At 50.9% G+C, this 21,238-nt stretch carries 16 protein-coding genes; 9 read left to right on the forward strand and 7 right to left on the reverse strand.

What is annotated here, in order from left to right:
* Positions 1 to 537: 537 nt before the first annotated feature.
* The gene (locus AB1757_29590) at positions 538 to 1,014 is read left to right on the forward strand and encodes a nitroreductase/quinone reductase family protein (protein ID MEW6131219.1); all 477 of its coding nucleotides are present in this window, start codon (positions 538 to 540) and stop codon (positions 1,012 to 1,014) included.
* A gap of 11 nt (positions 1,015 to 1,025) precedes the next feature.
* Here AB1757_29590 and AB1757_29595 read toward each other — a convergent pair whose 3' ends face one another.
* From AB1757_29595 to AB1757_29615, 5 genes are all read right to left on the reverse strand, one after another.
* Positions 1,026 to 1,412, reverse strand: coding sequence for a hypothetical protein (locus AB1757_29595; GenBank protein MEW6131220.1), 387 nt, complete (start codon positions 1,410 to 1,412; stop codon positions 1,026 to 1,028).
* 209 nt (positions 1,413 to 1,621) lie between these two features.
* A complete protein-coding gene (locus AB1757_29600) occupies positions 1,622 to 2,095 on the reverse strand; it encodes an Hsp20/alpha crystallin family protein (GenBank protein MEW6131221.1) in 474 nt (157 codons plus the stop codon).
* Between the two features lie 373 nt (positions 2,096 to 2,468).
* On the reverse strand, positions 2,469 to 2,909 hold the full coding sequence (locus tag AB1757_29605) for a hypothetical protein (GenBank protein MEW6131222.1): 441 nt from the start codon (positions 2,907 to 2,909) through the stop codon (positions 2,469 to 2,471).
* Positions 2,910 to 3,328: 419 nt separating this feature from the next.
* The gene (pfkA, locus tag AB1757_29610; protein MEW6131223.1) at positions 3,329 to 4,300 is read right to left on the reverse strand and encodes a 6-phosphofructokinase; all 972 of its coding nucleotides are present in this window, start codon (positions 4,298 to 4,300) and stop codon (positions 3,329 to 3,331) included.
* The gene (locus AB1757_29615) at positions 4,297 to 5,259 is read right to left on the reverse strand and encodes an L-lactate dehydrogenase (GenBank protein MEW6131224.1); all 963 of its coding nucleotides are present in this window, start codon (positions 5,257 to 5,259) and stop codon (positions 4,297 to 4,299) included. The genes pfkA and AB1757_29615 overlap by 4 nt, the downstream gene beginning before the upstream one ends.
* A 334-nt stretch (positions 5,260 to 5,593) precedes the next feature.
* On the opposite strand from AB1757_29615, the gene AB1757_29620 reads away from it, so the two are divergent.
* Genes AB1757_29620 through AB1757_29635 form a run of 4 tightly spaced genes read left to right on the forward strand, consistent with a single transcriptional unit; the run spans position 5,594 to position 12,375 of the window.
* Positions 5,594 to 6,253 carry an ABC transporter ATP-binding protein gene (locus AB1757_29620; GenBank protein MEW6131225.1) on the forward strand — a complete coding sequence of 220 codons (660 nt, stop codon included), beginning with the start codon at positions 5,594 to 5,596 and terminating at the stop codon, positions 6,251 to 6,253.
* A 20-nt stretch (positions 6,254 to 6,273) separates the two neighbouring features.
* Positions 6,274 to 8,823, forward strand: a complete 2,550-nt coding sequence (gene mgtA, locus AB1757_29625) for a magnesium-translocating P-type ATPase (GenBank protein MEW6131226.1) — start codon at positions 6,274 to 6,276, stop codon at positions 8,821 to 8,823.
* Positions 8,824 to 8,830: 7 nt separating this feature from the next.
* Complete coding sequence (locus tag AB1757_29630) at positions 8,831 to 11,194, forward strand: ABC transporter permease (protein ID MEW6131227.1); 2,364 nt, start codon at positions 8,831 to 8,833, stop codon at positions 11,192 to 11,194.
* A 5-nt stretch (positions 11,195 to 11,199) separates the two neighbouring features.
* Positions 11,200 to 12,375 (forward strand): efflux RND transporter periplasmic adaptor subunit, encoded by a 1,176-nt coding sequence (locus AB1757_29635; protein ID MEW6131228.1) that lies wholly within the window; start codon positions 11,200 to 11,202, stop codon positions 12,373 to 12,375.
* A gap of 181 nt (positions 12,376 to 12,556) precedes the next feature.
* Here the strand turns inward: AB1757_29635 and AB1757_29640 are convergent, their stop codons facing one another.
* Entirely contained in the window at positions 12,557 to 15,520 is a 2,964-nt protein-coding gene (locus AB1757_29640; protein ID MEW6131229.1) for a protein kinase, read from the reverse strand.
* A complete protein-coding gene (locus AB1757_29645; protein ID MEW6131230.1) occupies positions 15,517 to 16,092 on the reverse strand; it encodes a sigma-70 family RNA polymerase sigma factor in 576 nt (191 codons plus the stop codon). The genes AB1757_29640 and AB1757_29645 overlap by 4 nt, the downstream gene beginning before the upstream one ends.
* 295 nt (positions 16,093 to 16,387) lie before the next feature.
* Between AB1757_29645 and AB1757_29650 the strand changes: the two genes are divergently transcribed.
* The 4 genes from AB1757_29650 (at position 16,388) to AB1757_29665 (ending at position 21,065) form a co-directional block, all read left to right on the forward strand.
* Positions 16,388 to 17,299: a hypothetical protein gene (locus AB1757_29650; protein ID MEW6131231.1), complete on the forward strand. Its 912-nt coding sequence runs from the start codon at positions 16,388 to 16,390 to the stop codon at positions 17,297 to 17,299.
* 68 nt (positions 17,300 to 17,367) lie between these two features.
* Positions 17,368 to 17,928 carry an OsmC family protein gene (locus AB1757_29655; GenBank protein MEW6131232.1) on the forward strand — a complete coding sequence of 187 codons (561 nt, stop codon included), beginning with the start codon at positions 17,368 to 17,370 and terminating at the stop codon, positions 17,926 to 17,928.
* 241 nt (positions 17,929 to 18,169) lie between these two features.
* Positions 18,170 to 19,819 (forward strand): S41 family peptidase, encoded by a 1,650-nt coding sequence (locus tag AB1757_29660; GenBank protein ID MEW6131233.1) that lies wholly within the window; start codon positions 18,170 to 18,172, stop codon positions 19,817 to 19,819.
* Positions 19,820 to 20,108: 289 nt separating this feature from the next.
* Positions 20,109 to 21,065, forward strand: coding sequence for a universal stress protein (locus AB1757_29665; GenBank protein ID MEW6131234.1), 957 nt, complete (start codon positions 20,109 to 20,111; stop codon positions 21,063 to 21,065).
* Positions 21,066 to 21,238 lie beyond the last annotated feature (173 nt).

The raw sequence follows: 21,238 nt of genomic DNA on the forward strand, positions 1-21,238 counted from the left end.
TCCACTCTCCTTTGCGAGAATCGGTCGTTAAATAAACCAAACCTTGTTTGACCATCGAGCAACCGCCATGCCAACTGCTTAAAGGCTTTTTCTGATTCTTGTAAAACTATTTTTTCTGAAATTGGGCAGATTCACTCAGCCCTTAGGGAAATCTTCCGCAGTGGCGTGCGGGTTTTCTCGCAAACTCGTGTGGCAAAGCCCGATTTTAATCGAAATTTGCTGTTTTTATACGCGGCACGTCTATTGCTCTTATGACAACCGCAAGGTGAACTTTCAATAAGCATAACGCTGAAGGGAATACCTTAGCGTAGGGGTCTAATGAAGTCGCCAGCGGTCAAAGTATACCCGCTCACAAAAGCCGAGTGTGTGCCTGCTCTACTCTCCGGCAGCGTTGCTGGAATAACGGCTCAGTGATTGACCGCTGGCGATATTTTTTTTGTTTCTACAGACCCCAGGCGATTCAACAATCTCCGGCTTACCGTGCCCGCTGAATAAGACGATTAAATAATCAGATAAAAGAATAGAGGGACTGTCGTTATGCAGATTTTATCCGACTTCACGCGATGGTTGTATCGTGGTCAGCGACCCAACTGGCTGGCGAAGGTGATGAATAGAGCTTCGGCAATAGTAGCTTCGCTGGGCGTCACCGCCAATTACATGGAGACATTGGAAGTGGTCGGTCGAAAGTCTGGACGAACTTTCTCATTGCCTGTGGTAGTTGCCATTGTCAACGGAGAGCGATACCTCGTCTCCATGCTTGGCGATGATGTTCAATGGGTGCGTAACGTCAGAGCCGCCGGAGGACGAGCAGTTTTACGAAGCGGCGGTCGTGAAGCCATTCAACTCGAAGAAGTGCAGGCTGACAAGCGCGCCGTGATTTTGAAAGCCTACTTAAAGCGGGCACCCGGGGCGCGCCCGCACGTACCCGTAAACAAAGATGCGCCGATTGCCGAATTTGAAAAGATCGCGGCAGCCTTCCCGGTCTTCCGGGTTATCTCTGATGTGCCGGTTTAGCGATGCTCGGCTTATGGCATCGCAACGTTTTTGACGTGGCGCGCCAGCCACCAGACCAAAAGATAAATGAACCCCGGCGCGGCAAACATTAAAAATGCCCAGCCTTTCGGAAAAGAACCGCTGAGCAGCCATTCATAAATGAAATAGAATGCCGCAAGACTTGAAACCGTAATCAATCCGCCCAAGCCTTCGCGCCGCCAGGCAATCATCAGTCCGATGACCACGCCGACCGGAAAAAACAATAAACCAACCCATTCTTTCGGGGTAATTTTGGCAGGTTGTATGCCTTCACCGATAAAGAAAAGGAAGAGCAGGACGACGCTCATCACGCTCCAGATTCTCGCCGTCCACCTGAGCCATAAAACAATATCGCTCGAATGCAGGTGTGGGTAATTCATGGTTCTACCTCCTGATGAGAAGCGCGTCTTCGGTGCGCAAACCAAATTTGCAATACCGACAGGCGAAACGCGGCGATCAATTTCCGCAAAGCTCCAAAAGGAAAGTCGTCATAAGTTTTTGCCCTTTTGTGAAAACCCTCAAAACGGAAACAGGCTCACTGAGAGCCTGACGTTGACACGTAGTGTTCAGTGAGCCTGGTTGGGGTAATTTATTTAACGGTAATCTCAATCGGTTTCGGCTTTGCTTCTTCTTTCTTTGGTAAGGTGATGGTCAAGAGTCCATCCTTGAAATCCGCCACCACTTTGTTGGCATCCACTGTCATTGGCAGTGTAAAGCTTCGCAAAAATTCACCATACTTCCGTTCGACCCTGACATAATTTTCTTTGCGGGTCTCCTCTTCAAACTTGCGCTCACCGCTCAAGGTCAAAATGTTATTTTCGATATTGACCTTGACATCTTCTTTCTTGGCACCCGGAAGTTCCGCTTTGACGACAATTTCATTTTCGGTTTCATAAATGTCACAAGATGGCATCCAGGTCTTGAGCGACAAGGTTTCTTCAGGAATGGCGAACGGGAAGTCTTCATCGAAGAAGCGACTCATCCGATTTTGGAAAATGCGGAAAGGATCCAACGCGGTCATTTCACGCATCATCTTTTTGGGAGCTAATCCTGTCCCTGTCATGATGACTCACCTCCTTGTTGATGATTGTCAAATAGATCTCCCACACGAGTAAGAAGGTTTCTCAGTCAATCCCCCGTGAATTACCAAAGCTTCATTACTCGTGTGAGAGCGTTTCGGAGCAGAAGAGGGTTTCAAACAATTCAACTGTTGAACCCCATTAACGAATGGAGCAAAGTTTATGCCAGTGAAAACGCGGACGGAATTGCCGGTTTTGGCGGGTTTTCAACGATGGGATGGCGATTTTTACGCACTTTGATACCATCGCTTGGGTAAGATTGCACACTTCTTCTCAGTTCCGGTTGCCAGTGCTTGAAATAGATAAAGGTAGAAATACGCGAAACCCTTTCTACCTTTTATAGCAACCGGCACAGCGTTATTTGCCGGGATATTTTTCATAACAGTTGGTTGAACTGTTTGTCATATCGCTATCCAACACCGTCATAACCTGAGATTTAATCCCGAGTTTTGGCAAGGGCATAATCTCAATCGAACCTTTACCTTCATGCGTAGCCATATTGCAGGAAAATATAACCTGACGATCCGATTGAATATGGATCAGGGTAAGACTATCGCCATCAGCTTCAACTAAGCCCAACCCGCTCAAAATTACATTGCTATTGCATTGGACAAATTTATAGGCACCTGTCGTCTGATCAAAAACTATAAAATTGCCACTCGTATCATCCTGAATGATCATTATGGGATCGGTTGGCGGTGATACCGGCGCTGGGTCAATATCGCTATTTTTCTGGGCAAAGGTTGAAAGGCTGAGAAGTAGGGCTAAGGGGATAAGAACAGTTAGTATTCGTTTCATCAAAGACCTCCTATAAAGCTACACAGGTAATTAAAAATGATTACAGATCACCTGTATAAGGGTGAGATAGGCTGGTAAATACCAATAAGGGCATGACGTATTTGCTTGCCGCCCCGAAACTGTTCACCAATCGTGCAACTGATGTGCCATTTAACCAAGCGGGAAAAGCGCCATCATATGCCAGGTGCCGATGGCGATAGATGACTGGAATAGGGAAAGGAAAACCGGTTTACCGCCATTTCAGGTGTCCAATATTTTTCAACGGTGTGGATTCACTTCAAGAAATTTTGTCACAGGTGTGGCGCTTAGGATTGGTGAGCCGGGTGGAAATGCTCCAGGGGTTACTCAATCATTGACAGCGGCAGATAAGCCGACTTCAACAACACTTGCCGGAATTTGCAGAAATGGGTTTGCGTCAATCAAGCCGCCAGCACCCGCGCCAGTTGTAATAATTTGGCATCGAGGGTTTTTTTCGTTGATGCGACTTTCTCAAGCGAGGTCGCTTCAACCCTGCCGCGCTGTAATCCGAGCAAAACGCCGTGATTATTTTCAGCGAGATGCTCAACGGCAGCCGCGCCAAGCTGGGTTGCCAACAGTCTATCGAAAGCGCCGGGCGAGCCGCCTCTTTGCACGTGACCGAGTATGGTGACGCGCAAATCAAATCCCAGACGCTCGCGATGCTTTTTAAAATATTTCGCCAGCGCTTCGGCATTGTAAGTTGCGCCTTCGGCAACCACGATGATGGCGTGCGGTTTGCCGCGTTCATAATCATCGCGGATTTCGACAGCCAGGTCTTCGGGGTCAACTTCGACTTCGGGAATGACGATGGCTTCAGCGCCCCCCGCGAGTCCCGCCATCAACGCCAGATAGCCGGACTTGCGCCCCATAGTTTCCACCAGAAAGGCGCGTTGATGCGACGACGCGGTGACCTTCAACCGGTCAATGGCTTCAAGCGCCACATTGAGCGCCGTATCCACACCGATGGTGATGTCTGCGCCATACAAATCATTGTCAATCGTTGAAGCAACGCCGACAACTTGAATCCCTAAACGTGAAAGCTGATTGGCGCCGGTTTGCGAACCGTTGCCGCCAATGATGACCACGCTTGAAATATCGCGATTGTGCAAACTTCTGAGGGCTTGCAAACGACCTTCTTCGGTTTTGAATTCAGGGCAACGGGCGCTGCCCAGAAAGGTGCCGCCTTTTTGAATCAGACCGCCGACATCGCGCAGCCCAAGTTGAATAAAATCCTCGGCAATCAAACCGGCAAATCCGTGCCGCACCCCAAAGACGGCATAGCCGCGATCTATGCCGGCTCGCGTGACCGCCCGAATTGCCGCATTCATGCCGGGAGCATCGCCACCACTGGTTAAAACTGCAATACGCTTCATCTCGCCTCCAAAGCCAATTTTGCAAGGTTGGCTTTAAGAAATTCGGCTGACTGTCTTAATCCTGCAATTTCCTGGTGGTTCAATTCAAGTCGTAAAACCTTTTCTACGCCGTTGGTCCCGATTACTGCCGGCAAACTCAAACACACATCGCTGATGCCATAATAATTTTCAATCAGGCTGGAAACGCAAAACACCTGTTTCTGGTTTTTCAATATCGCTTCAACAATTCCCAGTAAACCTGCGCCAACCGCAAAATAAAGCGCGCCTTTGCGTTCGATGATTTGATAGCTTTCATCGCGCGCTCGTCGGAAAAGATCATCCAGGGCTTTCTGGTCATAATCAATGCCATTGGTAAAGCAGAAATCTTTGAGTTGCATACTGGTAATGTTGGCAAGCGACCAGACGGGCACTTCACCTTTGCCCTGTTCTCCGATGATGTAAGCATGAATGTTATGCGGAGCAATGCCATAATGAATGCCTAAAAGTTCGCGAAGCCGCGCCGTATCGGCAAGGGTTCCGAAACCGCAGACTTTATGCGCGGCTCGACGCGAAATTTTATATGCCGCATAGGTCATCAAATCGACCGGTTGAGTAGCGACCAGCAAAACCGCGTCTTTGTTATATCGACAAATCTGCGGCACCACTTCTCGCATCAGCGAAACATTGCGCTTTATGGCATCCAGAAGCGATTCGCCTTTTTGCGGGTGCACCCCTGCGGCAATGACAATCACGGCGGCTTGTTCACAATCTTTATATTCGCCTACGCGGATTTGAGTAGGGTGAGTGAACGGAACCGTTTGACTTAAATCCATCGCTTCGCCTTCGGCTTTAGCTTTGTCTTTATCAATCAGGATGATTTCAGAAACCAAACCTCTGAGCAGGAGTGCATAAGCGAATGTTGAGCCAACGCGACCGGTTCCGACAACAGCGACACGAAACGGATAATGCGCGCGATTCATCTGCATTCTCTCTTTACATAAACTTATCCGTTGGCGCTAATGGCAATCATTGTGCCAGCGCCAAAGGGCACAATGTCCGGCAGTTATGCTGTATTTTGATTCGCTTTAGTGGAAAGTTACCCATCCGGTTGCGAGAAATCGCGCTAATGACCCGACATCCCGCAGGCGATTGCCTCCAGGTGAAAATTTTTCGCGGTATGGTGGTTGCACTTAACCTCTGGCTATGCAAAGGCTGGTGGTTGATGAAACAAATGAATACGCGACTGCGGTGAGCGATAAGCCGCAAACTCAGGAAGCGGTTTTTCATCTGCACGCCATCTCCAAGGTTTATCACATGGGCGATGTCGAAGTTTTTGCTCTGCGTTCGGTCACTCTTGATTTATTCAAAGGCGAATTCGTCGTTTTGCTCGGACCCTCCGGCAGCGGCAAATCAACCCTCTTAAATATTATGGGCGGACTCGATGTGCCCAGTAGCGGCGAGGTGATTTTCAAAGACCATAACCTGACCGCAGCTAGTGAAACTGAACTCACACGCTTTCGCCGCGAACACGTCGGTTTTGTTTTTCAATTTTACAATTTGATTCCAAGTCTTACCGCTTTAGAGAACGTCGCCATCGTCACAGAGATTGCCGCGCGCCCGATGAAGCCCGCAGACGCTTTGCGCCTGGTCGGGCTTGGCGAACGCTTGAACCATTTTCCTGCGCAACTATCGGGCGGTGAACAACAACGTGTAGCGATTGCCCGCGCCATCGCCAAACAACCCGATGTGCTGTTGTGCGATGAACCGACAGGGGCGCTCGATTATGAAACCGGCAAAGTGGTTCTCGAAGTTTTGGAACGGGTCAATCAGGAGTTGGGAACCACCACCGCCGTCATCACCCATAACGCGGCAATCGCGGCAATGGCTGACCGGGTGATTCGCATTCGCAGCGGCGAGATTGTCGAATCGTTTAATAACCGGGAAAAGAAACATCCCGATGAATTGCTGTGGTGAAAAATTGCGAGGCAACGAAGATGGTCACAACTGCGACAACGATGGTGAAGGCTGAACCGCTGGCGACAATTTCCGTTGAAGGACTCAGCCGGCAAGAGGCGCGTCAGCGGTTGTTGAAATTTGGCGCGAATGAGCCGGTTGCCATTCGCCGCGCCACCCCGCTCATTCAACTGTTGCGGTTTTTCATGAACCCGCTGGTTATCGTGCTTTTGATTGCCAGCGCGATTTCAGCCGGTATCGGTGATTGGGTGAATGCAGCGATTATTGCGCTCATGGTTGGGTTCAGTGTGGCGCTCAATTTTGTACAGACGGCACGCTCGGAACGCGCCGTTGAGAGATTGCGAAAAGAGATTGCCCCGACCGCTACGGTTTTGCGCGACGCTAAGTGGCAAGAGATTTTACGCCGCGAAATCGTACCGGGCGATGTCATTCGGCTGGCAGCGGGCAATCTGGTTCCGGCAGATGCGCGGCTTCTGGAATCGCGCGATTTGCACGTTCAACAAGCCGGGCTTACCGGCGAATCTTTGCCGGTCGCCAAAGATGCGCTTGCCGAAACCGCCGAAGCGAGGTCGCCAATCGAAGCCCGCAATCTGATTTTTCTCGGCACCTCGGTCATCAGCGGTACAGCCATCGCTTTGGTGACAGCGACCGGCTCACAAACATTGTTCGGACAGATTGCCGAACGCCTTGCCGCCAAAGTTCCCGAAACCGAATTTGAACGCGGCGCAAAACATTTCGGCTATTTGATTGCGCGCGTGGTTTTCCTGCTGGTGCTGTTTGTTTTTTTTGTCAACACCTGGTTGCACCGCGACGCTCTCGAATCCCTGCTCTTTGCGATTGCTTTAGCCGTTGGACTGACGCCGGAATTTTTGCCGATGATTTCAACCGTCACGCTCGGACGCGGCGCCATGCGCATGGCGCAACAAAAGGTGATTGTCAAACACCTCGCCGCCATTCAAAATTTCGGCAGCATTGATATTCTCTGTTCAGATAAAACCGGAACGCTTACGAGCGGCGCGATGTCGCTTGATAGGCACTTGGATTGTTTCGGAAACCCTTCGGAACGCCCGTTTTTATTGGCTTATTTGAATAGCCTGTTTGAAACCGGCATCCAAAATCCGCTCGATGCGGCAATCAAACATAAAGCCAACCTCAACCCGCTCGATGAAGCCATCTTGATTCACGACCACCCGGATGTGCGCGACTATGAAAAGCTCGACGAAATCCCTTTTGATTTTGAGCGTCGTCGTCTATCGATTGTGGTCGAGCGTGACGATTCGCGTCTGCTCATCACCAAGGGCGCGCCTGAAAGCGTGCTCGCCTTATGCAAGGCTTATGAAGTTGCCGGCGTTCGTCACCCGCTTGATTTGGCAACCAAACAAAAAACCGAAGCAGTTTACTGCCAGTTGAGCGAGCAAGGGTTTCGCGTGCTCGCCGTGGCGTTTAAAGAAATCGAAGCGCGAAACCAATATTCCCAGGCTGACGAAAACCATCTCGTGCTTGCGGGCTTTCTCACCTTTGCCGATAAGCCGTTAGATAGCGCAAGCGAAACTCTTCAAATGCTTGCAACCGATGGCGTCAAGGTGAAAATTCTCACGGGCGATAACGAACTGGTGGCGCGTCACGTCTGTTCCGAGGTTGGTTTGGACACCGGGCGCATCGTGCTCGGTAGCGACATTGACCGCATGACGGAAACCGCGCTCGGGCATGTTGTCGAACAGACAACCGTTTTTGCGCGGGTTTCGCCGATGCAGAAAAATCGCATTATCCTCGCATTAAAAAATCGCAAACACGTTGTCGGATTTATGGGCGACGGCATCAATGATGCGCCCTCGCTGCGCGTCGCCGATGTCGGAATCTCGGTTGCCACAGCGACTGATGTTGCCAAAGATGCCGCAGAGATTATTTTGCTTGAACGCGGATTGCTGGTTCTGCATCAGGGCATCATCGAAGGGCGCAAAGCCTTCGGCAATGTGATGAAGTATTTGCTCATGGGCACGAGTTCAAATTTCGGCAATATGTTCAGCATGGCTGCGGCGTCAATGTTTCTGCCTTTTTTGCCGATGTTGCCGACGCAAATTCTGTTCAACAATTTTCTTTACGACCTGGCGCAGGTGACGATTCCCACGGATAACGTCGATCAAACCTTCATTCATAAACCCCACCGCTGGGATATTCGCTTGATTCGCAACTTCATGATTTACATCGGTCCCATCAGTTCGCTTTATGACTTTTTGACCTTTTACGTGTTGCTCAAAATTTTTCAAGCCTCCGAAGCATTGTTTCACACCGGTTGGTTCGTTGAATCTCTGGTTACACAAACGCTGGTGATTTTCATCATTCGCACGGCGGGCAATCCTTTGCAAAGCAAACCGAGTCGCGCGCTTACAATGACGACGGTTTTAATTGTTCTTGTCAGCATGATAATTCCCTTTACACCGCTTGGCGCGCTACTCAAATTTGTGCCGCTGCCTGCGGTATTTTTCGTTTTTTTAATCCTTGCAACCGGCACCTATTTGTTATTTGTCGAACGCATCAAACGGCGATTGATGCGCCGGTTGGTGGGGTGAGCCGTTTATGACATCGTTGAATCGAAAACTCATTCGTGACCTCTGGCATCTGCGCGGGCAGGTGATTGCTGTGGCGTTGGTGGTCGCCTGCGGCATCGCGACTTATATCACCATGCGGAGTGCATATGATTCGCTGGTCATTTCGCAAGCGAGTTATTACACCGACTATCGTTTCGCAGATGTCTTTGCCGGACTCAAACGCGCGCCTGAATCGCTCGCGGCAGAGATTGCGCGAATCGATGGGGTATCGAGCGTACAGACGCGGGTGATTTTCGAGGTGACGCTCGATGTGCCGGGTCTCAATGAACCGGCAAGCGGCAGATTGATTTCCATGCCTGAGACGCATCTGCCGGTGCTCAATGATATTTACCTCAGAAGCGGCAATTATTTTCAACCGGGCAGTCGCAACGAAGCATTAATCAGCGAGGGATTCGCCGAAGCCAATAATCTCGCGGTCGGCTCATCAATCGGCGCGATTATCAACGGGCGCTGGGAACGTTTGCGGGTCATCGGCATCGCCATTTCGCCCGAATATGTCAACGAAGTGCGAAGCGGCAGCGTCTTTCCCGATAAAAAACGTTTCGGCATTTTATGGATGAATCGCCAGGCGATTGCTAATGCCCTCGATATGGATGGCGCATTCAATGATGTGTCCTTAACGCTTGCGCCCGGTGCCAGTGAACAATTCGTCATCGACCGTTTGGACAAATTGCTTGAACGTTACGGCGGGTTTGGCGCATACGGACGTGAAGAGCAGACTTCGCATCGCTTTTTATCCGATGAAATCAAGCAGGACAAAGTCACGGGCATTTTTATTCCGGCGATTTTCCTCGGCGTTGCCGCGTTTTTAATCAATATCGTTTTGGCGCGACTGGTCAGTACGCAGCGCGACCAGATTGCCGTGCTCAAAGCTTTCGGTTACGGCAACGCGCAAATCGGCGTGCATTATTTGTTCTTCGGACTGTTTGCCGTGCTGGTCGGCACGGCGTTCGGGGTGGCGCTCGGCGCGTGGATGGGCAAAGGGCTTGCCGAACTCTACACGCAGTTTTTCCACTTTCCGGTTTTGCAATTCGATTTTCGTTGGAGTACGGTGGTGACGGCTGTATTGATTAGCGCGGGCGCGGCATTTGTCGGCGCGATTTCGGCTGTACGCAGAGTTGTCGCTTTGCCGCCCGCCGAAGCCATGCGCCCGGAACCGCCTGCACAATTTCACGCGGGATTGTTGGAGCGTTTACACCTGCGAACCTTTTTCTCGACGGCGGCGCGAATGATTGTCCGCAACATCGAGCGCCGACATTGGAAAGCCTTTCTGTCGATTATCGGCATCGCTTTTGCCATTGCCATTTTGATTGTCGGGCGCTATTCACTCGATGCCCTCGATTACATCATCAATGTTCATTTTCGCACCCTGCAACGCGAAGACGTATCCGTCAGTTTCAACAATCCGCGTTCCTCGAAAACCCGATATGAACTCACGCACTTGCCGGGCGTGTTGCTTGCCGAACCGTTTCGTTCGGTTGCGGCGCGGCTCAGGTTCGAGCATCGCACCAAACGCATCGGCATTCTCGGCATTCAAGCAGACGGCGATTTGCGGCAGCCGCTCGATAAAGATTTGCGGCGCGTGGCAGTGCCCCCCGAAGGTTTGCTGCTTTCGACTATGCTTGCCGATATGCTGGGCGTCAAAGCCGGTGATGTCGTGACTGTAGAGGTTCTCGAAGGGCAGCGCCCGATTAAACAGGTTGTGGTTGCCAATCTGGTTGATGAACTCATCGGCATTTCGGCTTATATGGACATTCGCGCTTTGAACCGTTTGATGAACGAAGGTGGCACGATTTCCGGCGCGTTGATGTCTGTCGATGCTTTGACAGAAGACAAACTCTATCTGCAACTCAAACAGACGCCGGCGGTCGGCAGCGTCTTTATGCGTGAAGCGATGCTTGAAAGTTTCCTGCAAACGATTGCCGAAAACATTACGATTTCAACCACGATTATTATTGCCTTCGCCTGCGTCATTGCCTTTGCGGTGGTCTATAACAGCGCCCGCATCGCGCTATCGGAACGCGGGCATGAACTGGCTAGCCTCAGAGTGTTGGGATTCACGCGGCGCGAAATCACCGTGATGTTGCTTGGCGAACAAGCCTTGTTGACGCTTGCGGCGGTGCCGTTCGGATTTGCCTTGGGTTATGCGATCTGTGGGCTGTTGGTGTGGGCATTTAATTCCGAAACCTATCGCATGCCGCTGGTGATTGGCTCAAAAACCTATGCCTTCTCATTCGTCATCGTTTGCCTTGCGGCACTGTTTTCGGGGCTGCTGGTGCGCCGTCGCATCAACAGTCTCGATTTGGTCGAAGTTTTAAAGACCAGGGAGTGAAGGTTATGAAAAAGCTTTTGACACGCCTCATCTATTTCCTCATCGTGGCAGGCATTGCTGCGTTGGTCATCATCGCTTTTCTGCCTTCGCCTGTAACCGTCGAAACCGCAAGACCGATGCGCGGCGCGTTGCAAGTCACTATTGATGAAGAAGGTGAAACCCGCGCCCACGACCGTTATGTGATTGCTTCGCCGGTTGCCGGAAGATTGAGGCGCGTTGAATTGGATGAGGGGGATGTTGTGAGTCGGGGCGCGGTGGTTGCGGAGATTGAGCCGGTGCCGATTGACGTGAAAGAGCGCATCGAAATTACTGCTCGCGTGCAAGCCGCCGAAGCTGCCAAACGCGAAGCCGAAGCGCAGGTGCAACACGCGCTCGCGGATTTTGAACAGGCGCGACGCGAACGCCTGCGCGCTGAAACTTTGGCGAAAGACGGCTTGGTTTCGGCGCAGATGGTGGAACAGGCGCGCAACCTGGAAACCACCAGCGCCAATGAACTGGAAGCCGCGCGGCAAAGAGTGTTGGCGGCGACTTCCGAAGTGAAGATTGCGCGTACCGGACTCATCGCCGTTGAGGCTGAAAATAATGACGGGAATAAAATTGTCAAACTCACTGCGCCGGTCAAAGGGCAGGTATTGAGCGTGGTTGAAAAGAGCGAGCGCGTCGTGGCTTCGGGGACGCCGGTTGTGATTATCGGCGACCCTCGCCGCATGGAAATCGTGGTTGATGTGTTGTCAACCGAAGCGGTGAAAATCAAACCCGGCACGCCGGTGCTGCTGGAAGGCTGGGGCGGCGACCAACCCATCAAAGCGAAAGTGCGAATCGTTGAACCGGCAGCCTTCAAAAAAATATCGGCGCTCGGCGTCGAAGAGCAGCGCGTCAATGTGGTGTGTGATTTTGTCGATTCGCCCGGATTACTCGGCGATGGTTATCGCGTCGAAGCGCGCATCATTATCTGGGAAGCTGCGAAGGTGTTGAAGGTTCCGGCAAGCGCGCTCTTTCGTCACGAACAGGGGTGGAGCGTTTTCGTGATAGAAAATAATCGCGCCCGGCGTCGCGATGTGAAAATCGGACATCGTAGCGCCTACGAAGTTGAAATCCTCGAAGGCATTTCGGAGAGCGACGAACTGGTCTTGCATCCGACCAATCAATTAACCGAAGGCGCGGAGATTGAACGACGATAAAAAAATGTCGGCGCTGCTCAGGTAAGTGATCAAGTCATCAATTTCAAAGTTCGCCCGTGAAGGAGGGCTATTGACACTCGGCGAGTTAGAGCAGTTAGCCAAATAATTAACTGAAGTTGAGAGAGCGGTCTTTGACCGCGTGATTCGGGAAATTGCCTCAGTGGAATTCAAATAATCGCTGTTAGAAATTTTTTATTAATATCAAATCCTTTTCCCAGATGCCGCGCACACAAGCCAGTCGTTTGCCATCCGGTGACCATTCAAATCCGAACAGCAAATCATTGACAAAGCTGGTTAATTTTCGAGCCGAACCGCCATCAACCGGTTGCAGCCAGATATTCGATTGTTCTTTATCAATGTAAGTCAGGGCACGCCCATCGCTTGTCCACTTGGCAGGGAAGCCATTGTGAATGGCTTGCGGAAAAATTTTTACGGGTTCGCCGCCGTCAATCGTCAGCAATGCCATATGCCATTGCGATGGGGATGCCGCAGAAAGCGTTAAGTAGGAAATCAATTTTCCGTCAGGCGATACGCTGGGGAATCTCGACACTTGATTGGTCAATTGAATGGGGTCGCCGCCATTGATTGAGACTTTCCATAAATTGGATTTGCCGCTGCCGATGTCTGTGTAGACAACCCACTCACCGTCGGGCGTGCAATGCGGTTGGTCTTCACCTTGGCCGTTGGTTAATTGTGTAAGATTTGTGCCGGCAATATCCATGCGGTAAAGATGGCGCGTGCCCGTCAAATCAAAGGCGAAGATAATATAGTTGCCGTCTGCGGTCACGTTGGCAGAAACCGCGACTGCCTGCGCCGTCAATTCGCCGAGTAACTGTCGTTGATTGCTGCCGTCTTCATTCATCACAGAGATGTCTGCGGTGCCAGACATGTCGGAATCGAAAACCATTTTGCCATCAGTCGTCCAGCGAATTTGACCGCGATAACCGCCCGCGCCGAAAGTCATCTTTCGAGCCTTCTCCAGTTCAGGGGTTGACGCCATCCACAAATGAGAATTGCGTTTGGTCTGCAAAGCGAGTAAAGCATTTGCCTGAGCTGCCAGACTCAAACGACCGTAATCGACGGTGTTGCTGGTGAGCTTTCGCGCTTCGCCTGTCGGATAAGCCATTTGCCAGATACGCACCGGCTCTCCCGATTTTTCGGCAGCAATCATGAGCAATCCTTTGCCATCAGCAAGCCAACCCAGTTGTCCGACCCAGCGCCATTTTTTCGCAGCAAGCGGTTTGATTAACCAATCATCAACCTGGATTTGCGCCACATAACGATTGATACCGCCATCCGCATGTCCGGCAGCGCAGGCAATGATTTTGCCATCGGGTGACCATGCCGGGTCGCCGAAAAATTCCGGCGATTTGAGGGTTGCAATCCGGGTTTCGGCGCTGCCGTCAATATTGGCAATCAATAGACGACTTTCGCGTTGCGCCACAAGGTCCCGACGATAAGCGAACTGCCGTCCATCGGGCGAAAAGGCGATGGTGCCGTCAACGCCCTCTTTAATTTTTTTCGGGGTTCCGCCAAGCAGGGCAATGCGATACAAAGAGAATAGACGGTCGTTTTTATTTCTTGCGGTGTAGTAAATGTGATTGCCGTCGTTTGAAAAGGTCAATCCGCCAAAGATGGTTTCTGACGCGGGAATGATTTGCGCGATGCTTGATGCCGCCAGTTGTCTGACCCACAGACTGCCGGTTTGTACGCTGTCCATTATCGTATAAGCGATGTATTTGCCATCCGGCGAAATCGCGGCGTTCACCAGATTGCCGGTGTTGGTGAGCCGGGTTTCAATAATTGCCGGTAAAGTCGGATGTTGAATGCGGCGCTTCTCAAAATATTTGTAGGCGAAAAAGAAAAGGGTTGCCGCAATCAGCAGCGAAACGCCGATGACCGGCAGGAAGTGTTTATGCCGTGTAAAAAATTTTATGCGATGGTTGCCGGTATTGAATGCCGGTTCAGCAGCCGTCGTTACTCGCGCTTCGCGTCCGTCGCTACTGAGAGCTTCCCGTTCGGCAGTGAGTCGAAGCATTTCAACGGTTTCAATGCCCCCTTGCCTGGCTTCGAGATAGGCTTTTAATTTGCTGAGGGCAGTAGCGAATTCGGCGGCGGATTGAAAGCGTTGATTTCGGTCTTTGGCTAAAGCGCGTTTGATAATCGCATCAAATATCGGCGAGAGCGTGTGATTGATTTGGCTTGGCAAGAGCGGCTCTTTGCTGACGATTTCCTGCATAATCGAAAAAGCATTTTCGCCCTTGAACGGTCGCTCACCGACGGCTGCTTCGTAAAGCATCGCGCCGAGCGAAAAGATGTCCGAGCGCGCATCGAGTGATTCCCCGCGAACCTGCTCCGGTGACATATAAGCAACGGTGCCAACCACGACGCCTTCGAGCGTGAGTTGTAAAAGTGTCGTGTGTTCATCCGGGTTTTTGCGATTGATGGGAGCCACGGTTTTCGCGATACCGAAATCGAGCAACTTGGCTTGTCCGTTTGGCGCAATCAACACATTCGCGGGTTTTATATCGCGATGTACCAAGCCTGCCGCCTGTGCCGCTGCTAAGGCTTGCGCCAACTCAGCGCCAATCGTCAGCAGTTGTGGAAAATCGAGTTTGCCCGCTCTCATCATCGCCGCAAGGGTTTCGCCTTCGATATATTCCATCACGATAAAATCAAAGTCTTCGGCTTCCTCGATGGCGTGAATGGTGACGATATTCGGATGATTGAGCGCCGCTGCGGCTTGCGCTTCCCTGAGCAATCGTTTTCGCGGATAACGTGTGTAAGCCGATTCTGCGATTAGTAATTTAATGGCGACCTGTCGCCCGAGCCGTGTATCTTGCGCAAGGAAAACCGCGCCCATGCCACCCTCGCCCAATTGCGAAATGATGCGATAATGTTTGAGTTGCTGACCGGCAGATAAAAGCGCTGGCGTTTGTGCAAGGTCTTTGGCGACGACTTCGAGAGCAGGCGTTTCAATAAACTGTTCGGCGGAGGTTTGATAGTCGAGAAGCGATTCGACTTCGCGTTGCAATTCCTCATCCCCCTCACAGGCTTCCAGCAAAAATGGCTTGCGCGTTTCCGGCGGCAATTCGACGACCCGGCGATACAGTTGAACGATTTGTTGATAACGTTCAGGTGTCATTGCAGGTTTTTATCCAATTCGCGAAGCAACCAGACTTTCGCCATGCTCCAATCATTTCTGACGGTTCGCGCCGAAAGCTGCAAAGCCTGAGCAATCTCTTCTTCGCTAAGACCACCGAAAAACCGCAATTCGACAATTTTGCTCTGCCGCGAATCCAGTTTTTCTAAAGTTTTCAAGGCATCATCAAGCGCGACAATATCCGGGCTTCGTTCACTTGAGACGATTAAGGCATCATCGAGGGTGACGCGCTCCAGCCCTTTGCCGCGTTTTAACTTCTGACGACGGCGGGCAAAATCGACCAGAATCTGGCGCATCAATTGCGCAGAAATCGCCAGGAAATGGGCGCGATTTTGTAACTCGACCTGTTTGACATCAACGAGTCGCAAATAGACTTCATTAACGAGCGCCGTAGTTTGCAGGCTGTGGTCTTCGCGTTCGTGTTTCAGATAGCGTTTGGCTGTTTGATGAAGTTCCTGATAGACCAGTGGGATGAGTTTATCGAGCGCGGCGCGGTCACCACGGTTCCAGGCGAGCAGCAATGCCGTCACGTCTTGTGGAGATGAGGTCGCCATAAGCTTTACTTGAACTCAAAATGGGATTGACCCAAGCAAATTACCACACTTCCAAATCACCCGCCAAACAGGAGGGTAAGGCAGATTAAAGAATAGGAGGCTTGCCTGACATCTAATAATTGTGCCACCCGGTTAATCAACTCCCCTCGAAAACCTGCCGGTTAAAATGAATTTTTTGAAAAAAATATTTTCAATGATTGCCGCTTTTTTAAAGCAACGACGCTTTAGGTAGGTGAGGGCAAATTTTTAGCGAATTTGTTCCGAAATTTTATTTGAGCGCAAAGGAGAAGATTGTATGAAACCCTGTTTCAATTATCAGGATACGCTGGCGGCATCGGAAAAAATCCATTGGCGCGTCGAAGAGATTATTGGCGGCGATAAACAACTCGATTTCACCAAACCGTTTATGCCCGAATCACTGGCGCGTGTCACAGACCTTACCTTTTTAAATGCCGAGGAGCAACGCCTTGTGAATCAAATTCGCGGCAATGCCTATCTTTGTATCTTCGGGCTTGTCGAAGAGTTCATTCTGCCATTTGTCTTAGACCATGCGCGGCAGCAACTTGCCGGGAATGATTATCGTGTGCGCGCCCTTTTACAATTTGCCAGCGAAGAAGCCAAACACATTCATCTGTTCAAATGTTTTCGCGAAGAATTCGCTCGCGGGTTCGGCAAGCCCTGCGCCGTCATCGGCCCGCCCGAAGCGATTGCCGATTTTGTTTTGTCGCATCACCCGCTGGCGGTGGCGATGGCGATTTTGCATATCGAGTGGATGACGCAAAAACACTACACCGAAAGCATTCAGGATAATCAGCAACTCGACCCGCAGTTTAAAAGCCTGCTCAAACATCACTGGATGGAAGAAGCGCAACACGCCAAACTCGATACCTTGATGGTCGAAGCATTGGCGGCAAATTGCAGCGACGCAGAAATAGAACAAGCGGTTGAAGATTATTTGAAGATCGGCGGTTTTCTTGATGAAGGATTAAAGCAACAAACGACATTCGATCTGGAGAGTTTGCTGTGCGCGACGGGGCGCGATCTTTCACCCGATGAGCAGCAGGCTTTTATCGAAAAACAACATCAGGCAAATCGCTGGTCATATCTCGGTTCAGGCATGACGCACCCGAATTTTCTGGCGACACTTGAAAATTTAAGTCCCGCTGCCAGAAAACGAATCGAAGCGGTGGCGCCGGTTTTTTGTTAAGCGAAAGCTTTCACCCAACTATCGAAACTCACTTTAAAAAATGTTTATCAATTCGGAGGTATAAAAAAATGGAAGATAAAATCGTCGTAAACGGCGTTGATGTTACAAGGTTATTCAACACCATCAATGCCATTAAAGAAACGCCCACCCTGGCAACGTTTAATTTCCGTGCCAGCAATCAATGGATTAAAGGCGGTCATAACCGTTCAACTATCAAAGAATTTTACGGAGCCGGTCAAGAAGATGAAACGCGCTCCCGTCCCTTTATTTTCGATGCCGATGAACCGGATATTTTGTTGGGCGAAGACCAGGGCGCAAACCCCGTTGAATTTGTGCTGCACGCGCTTGCCGGTTGTTTAACCACGAGTTTGGTCTATCACGCGGCAGCGCAGGGCATTCATCTCGAAAGTGTGGAATCGACGCTGGAAGGCGAACTTGATTTACAGGGGTTTCTGGGACTCTCAGATGACATCCGAAATGGTTATAACGACATTCGCGTCACCTTCAATATCCGTTCGGATGCGCCGGTTGAAAAATTGCGAGAACTTTGTGAACTGGCGCAAAAACGTTCGCCGGTGTTCGATATTGTTTCCAATCCGGTGCCGGTCACTGTGCAACTTGCAATGTAGAGTTGCGCAAGCGGGTTGAATAGCTGATCAGTTAGCCATTCGGTTTGAGAAATCGCTTCCCCCTGGTTTTGCGCCGATTGCCCAATGATGAATTCGTTCAGGCAATCGGCGCGAAATTTTTTGGCGTTGTGGTGTTTCATCAAAATTTGCCCGGATATTCATAACCCGCTATCGGGTGAAACCTTTTTCACCTTTGCGACACTCACTCCTTCGACATTCAAATTCAAATAGGGAAGGACCAATGATTACCAAAGGTTTATTGATTTTCGTTTTACTCATTTCGATTTTACCTGCACAGCTTTTTGCGCAGGGACAGGCGACTGCTGAAAAAGCTGAGCGCGCTTATCAACAAAAAGATTATTCAACCAGCGCCCAACTCTACATTCAGGCGATTGCAGAAGGTGAGCGAAGCGCCAGCACATATTACAATGCCGCCTGTAGCCTGGCGCTCGCTGGCAAAAAAGATGAAGCGTTTTTGCATCTGCAAGAAGCCGTCAAAGGCGGCTGGGTCAATACCAATCATTTAAAACAGGACACGGATTTAAACAGCCTGCATAGCGACTCGCGCTGGCAACCGCTGGTTGAGAATTGTGCGGCTCAGGAAAAACGCCAAAAGGCGTTTTGGGAAGGCGCGGCGTTGAAAACCCCGTTTCGCGAAAACCTCAGCGAAGATGAAAAGATTGCCGGGCTTTCCAGGTTTTGGTCGGAAGTCAAATTCAACTTTGCCAATTTCGACCTGGTGCAGGGTTTGGATTGGGACAAACTCTATCTCGACTATTTGCCCAGAGTCCGACAAACCCAATCAACTTTTGAATACTACCGGGTGTTGATGGAGATGTGCGCCAAACTCAAAGACGGACACACCAATGTCTATGCGCCTGCCGAACTTGCCGATGAAACCTATGCGAGACCCGCAATCGCCACGCGCTTAATCGAAGGCAAAATTATTGTGCGTCGCGTGATGGATGAAAAACTCGCGCAGGATGGCATTGTTCAAGGGTTGGAAATTACCGAAATCAATGGGCAGCCCGCAAAGCAGTATGCCGACGAGCGCGTCGCGCCCTTTCAGAGCGCCTCGACCAAACAGGATTTGGAAGTTCGCGCCTTTGACTATTTTTTATTCTCCGGTTCAATCAGAGAACCGCTGGTGTTGACTTTCGCAGATGCTGATGGCAAACAACTGAAAAGGACGTTGACGCGATTGTCGCTAAAAGACCGGGCGAAACTCATCCCCAATGCGCCGCTCACGGAATTCAAAGTGTTGCCGGGCAACATCGGGTTGCTGTCGCTCAATGGATTTGACAACGACCAGTCGGTAAAACTTTTTGAAGCCGCTTACCCGGAGATTGAAAAAACCGATGCCTTGATTATTGATATTCGTAACAATGGTGGCGGCAATAGCGGTTTCGGTTATCGCATTCTCAGTTATCTCACAGACCAGCCGTTTCAAACGTCAAAATGGCAGACCCGCAGTTATCGCCCAGCCTATCGCGCCTGGGGAACCCCCGATGACTGGTATCGCAGCGAAGCCGGCAAGTCAAACCCCATCGGCTCGAAACTGTATTCAAAACCGGTTGTGGTGCTCACCAGTCCGCGCACTTATTCTGCCGCAGAAGATTTTGCCGTAGCTTTCGAGGTGATGAAACGCGGCAAAATCATTGGCGAAGCGACAGGCGGCAGCACCGGGCAACCGCTGTTTTTCAGTCTGCCGGGAGGCGGCAATGCGCGGGTTTGTACGAAACGCGATGCTTTTCCCGATGGACGCGAATTCGTTGGCGTCGGCGTTCAACCTGACATTTCCGTGTTGCCGACGCTTGCCGATTTTCGTGCCGGACGCGATGCGGTTTTAGAAGCGGCTGTGCTCGAAATCAAAAAACAACTTAAAAAATAGTTGTATCGGGCAAAGGTGCTCAAGCGGGTAGCTTTGCCCCAATTTAAATTACACCTGCGATTTACACGCCTCTTTTGCGTTCAGCAGGCGAAATTTCCCCACTGCGTGCGAGAAAACGCCCTAAACCTGAGCGCCGTTGAAATCCCTGAAACCTGCGAAGCGGAAATTGTCGCGCTTTTTTACGGCATACGATTTGCTATAAAAAATGATACTGCTAAGTGTAGGTTTAAGTTGTTGAGCCTGCGTTTACCAGCGGTTGATGGTCGGTCTCGAGAAAGGAGAGTGTACCATGAGCGAACGAATGAAGATTTTGCTTGCCTATGATGGTTCCGCGTGCGCAGACCATGCCATTGAAGATATGCAACGCGCCGGATTGCCTGCCGAAGCTGATGCTTTGGTTGTAGCGGTTGAAGAGGTTTGGCTGCCCGCGCCGCCCATGTCGAGTTATGAAATCGTTGAAAAAATGGTTTTGCCCGAAGGCCAGGTAGCCACGCAAATGGCTCCCGTAGCCGGTTTCAGGGCAGAAGACAGCGAAGCTTATAAATTGGCAGAGGAAGCCCAACGGAAAATCCAACGGTTGTTTCCTGCCTGGCAGGTGACGATCAAATGCGCCATCGGTTCACCGGCAACCGAAGTTTTACGAATTGCCGATGAATGGAAACCGGATTTGATTGTCGTGGGTTCGCACGGACGCACGGCGCTCGGGCGCTTCTTTTTTGGCAGCGTATCACACAAAATTGTGACCGAAGCGCATGCGACAGTGCGGGTTTCGCGATGTGCGGAAACCAATGGGGTCGAAAAAGAGAAGTTGCTGATTGCGGTTGATGGGTCGATGAATGCGGAAACTGCCATCCAGACCGTCGCGCATAGACAATTTCCCGCAGAAACCGAGGCGCGTGTGGTGATTGTTACAGACCCGCTCAAACCTTCACTGGTCGGAGCTTTTATTCCGCGCGTCAGCGAATGGGTTGATGAGAGCAACAAAGATGAGCGCAACTGGGCGCGGGATACGGCGCGTCAGCAGGCGGAAATTTTAAACCGCGCCGGTTTTCTGGCTTCTTATGCGGTGCGCGAAGGCGACCCGCGACGCGAACTGATTCGCGAAGCCGAAGACTGGAACGCGACCACCATTTTCGTTGGCGCGAGAGGGTTGAATACGGTTGATCGGTTCCTGCTTGGCAGCGTATCGGCAGCCATTGCCCAACGCGCCGAATGCACCGTTGAAATCGTGCGCCCGAAAACCTAGGCGGTCTATAGCGGTTAGAGGATTGAGAAACCGTAATCAACATACTGTCTGCGGCAGCGCAGAGGTCGCTCGTTTTGTACCGGCTGCATTAGCCGAGCGTCGAATTTTTATGAAACGCCGTTCGCATAAACGGATGTTGACGATAAACCTATTGAAGCGAGAGTCTAAGTATA

This window comes from Acidobacteriota bacterium (assembly GCA_040754075.1).
In the GTDB taxonomy this organism is placed as follows: domain Bacteria; phylum Acidobacteriota; class Blastocatellia; order UBA7656; family UBA7656; genus JBFMDH01.

Bases quoted from the DNA above. Each gene is read 5' to 3' on its own strand.
- AB1757_29590 (MEW6131219.1), top strand. From the start codon at position 538: ATGCAGATTTTATCCGACTTCACGCGATGGTTGTATCGTGGTCAGCGA.
- AB1757_29595 (MEW6131220.1), bottom strand. From the start codon at position 1,412: ATGAATTACCCACACCTGCATTCGAGCGATATTGTTTTATGGCTCAGG.
- AB1757_29600 (MEW6131221.1), bottom strand. From the start codon at position 2,095: ATGACAGGGACAGGATTAGCTCCCAAAAAGATGATGCGTGAAATGACC.
- AB1757_29605 (MEW6131222.1), bottom strand. From the start codon at position 2,909: ATGAAACGAATACTAACTGTTCTTATCCCCTTAGCCCTACTTCTCAGC.
- pfkA (MEW6131223.1), bottom strand. From the start codon at position 4,300: ATGAAGCGTATTGCAGTTTTAACCAGTGGTGGCGATGCTCCCGGCATG.
- AB1757_29615 (MEW6131224.1), bottom strand. From the start codon at position 5,259: ATGAATCGCGCGCATTATCCGTTTCGTGTCGCTGTTGTCGGAACCGGT.
- AB1757_29620 (MEW6131225.1), top strand. From the start codon at position 5,594: ATGGGCGATGTCGAAGTTTTTGCTCTGCGTTCGGTCACTCTTGATTTA.
- mgtA (MEW6131226.1), top strand. From the start codon at position 6,274: ATGGTCACAACTGCGACAACGATGGTGAAGGCTGAACCGCTGGCGACA.
- AB1757_29630 (MEW6131227.1), top strand. From the start codon at position 8,831: ATGACATCGTTGAATCGAAAACTCATTCGTGACCTCTGGCATCTGCGC.
- AB1757_29635 (MEW6131228.1), top strand. From the start codon at position 11,200: ATGAAAAAGCTTTTGACACGCCTCATCTATTTCCTCATCGTGGCAGGC.
- AB1757_29640 (MEW6131229.1), bottom strand. From the start codon at position 15,520: ATGACACCTGAACGTTATCAACAAATCGTTCAACTGTATCGCCGGGTC.
- AB1757_29645 (MEW6131230.1), bottom strand. From the start codon at position 16,092: ATGGCGACCTCATCTCCACAAGACGTGACGGCATTGCTGCTCGCCTGG.
- AB1757_29650 (MEW6131231.1), top strand. From the start codon at position 16,388: ATGAAACCCTGTTTCAATTATCAGGATACGCTGGCGGCATCGGAAAAA.
- AB1757_29655 (MEW6131232.1), top strand. From the start codon at position 17,368: ATGGAAGATAAAATCGTCGTAAACGGCGTTGATGTTACAAGGTTATTC.
- AB1757_29660 (MEW6131233.1), top strand. From the start codon at position 18,170: ATGATTACCAAAGGTTTATTGATTTTCGTTTTACTCATTTCGATTTTA.
- AB1757_29665 (MEW6131234.1), top strand. From the start codon at position 20,109: ATGAGCGAACGAATGAAGATTTTGCTTGCCTATGATGGTTCCGCGTGC.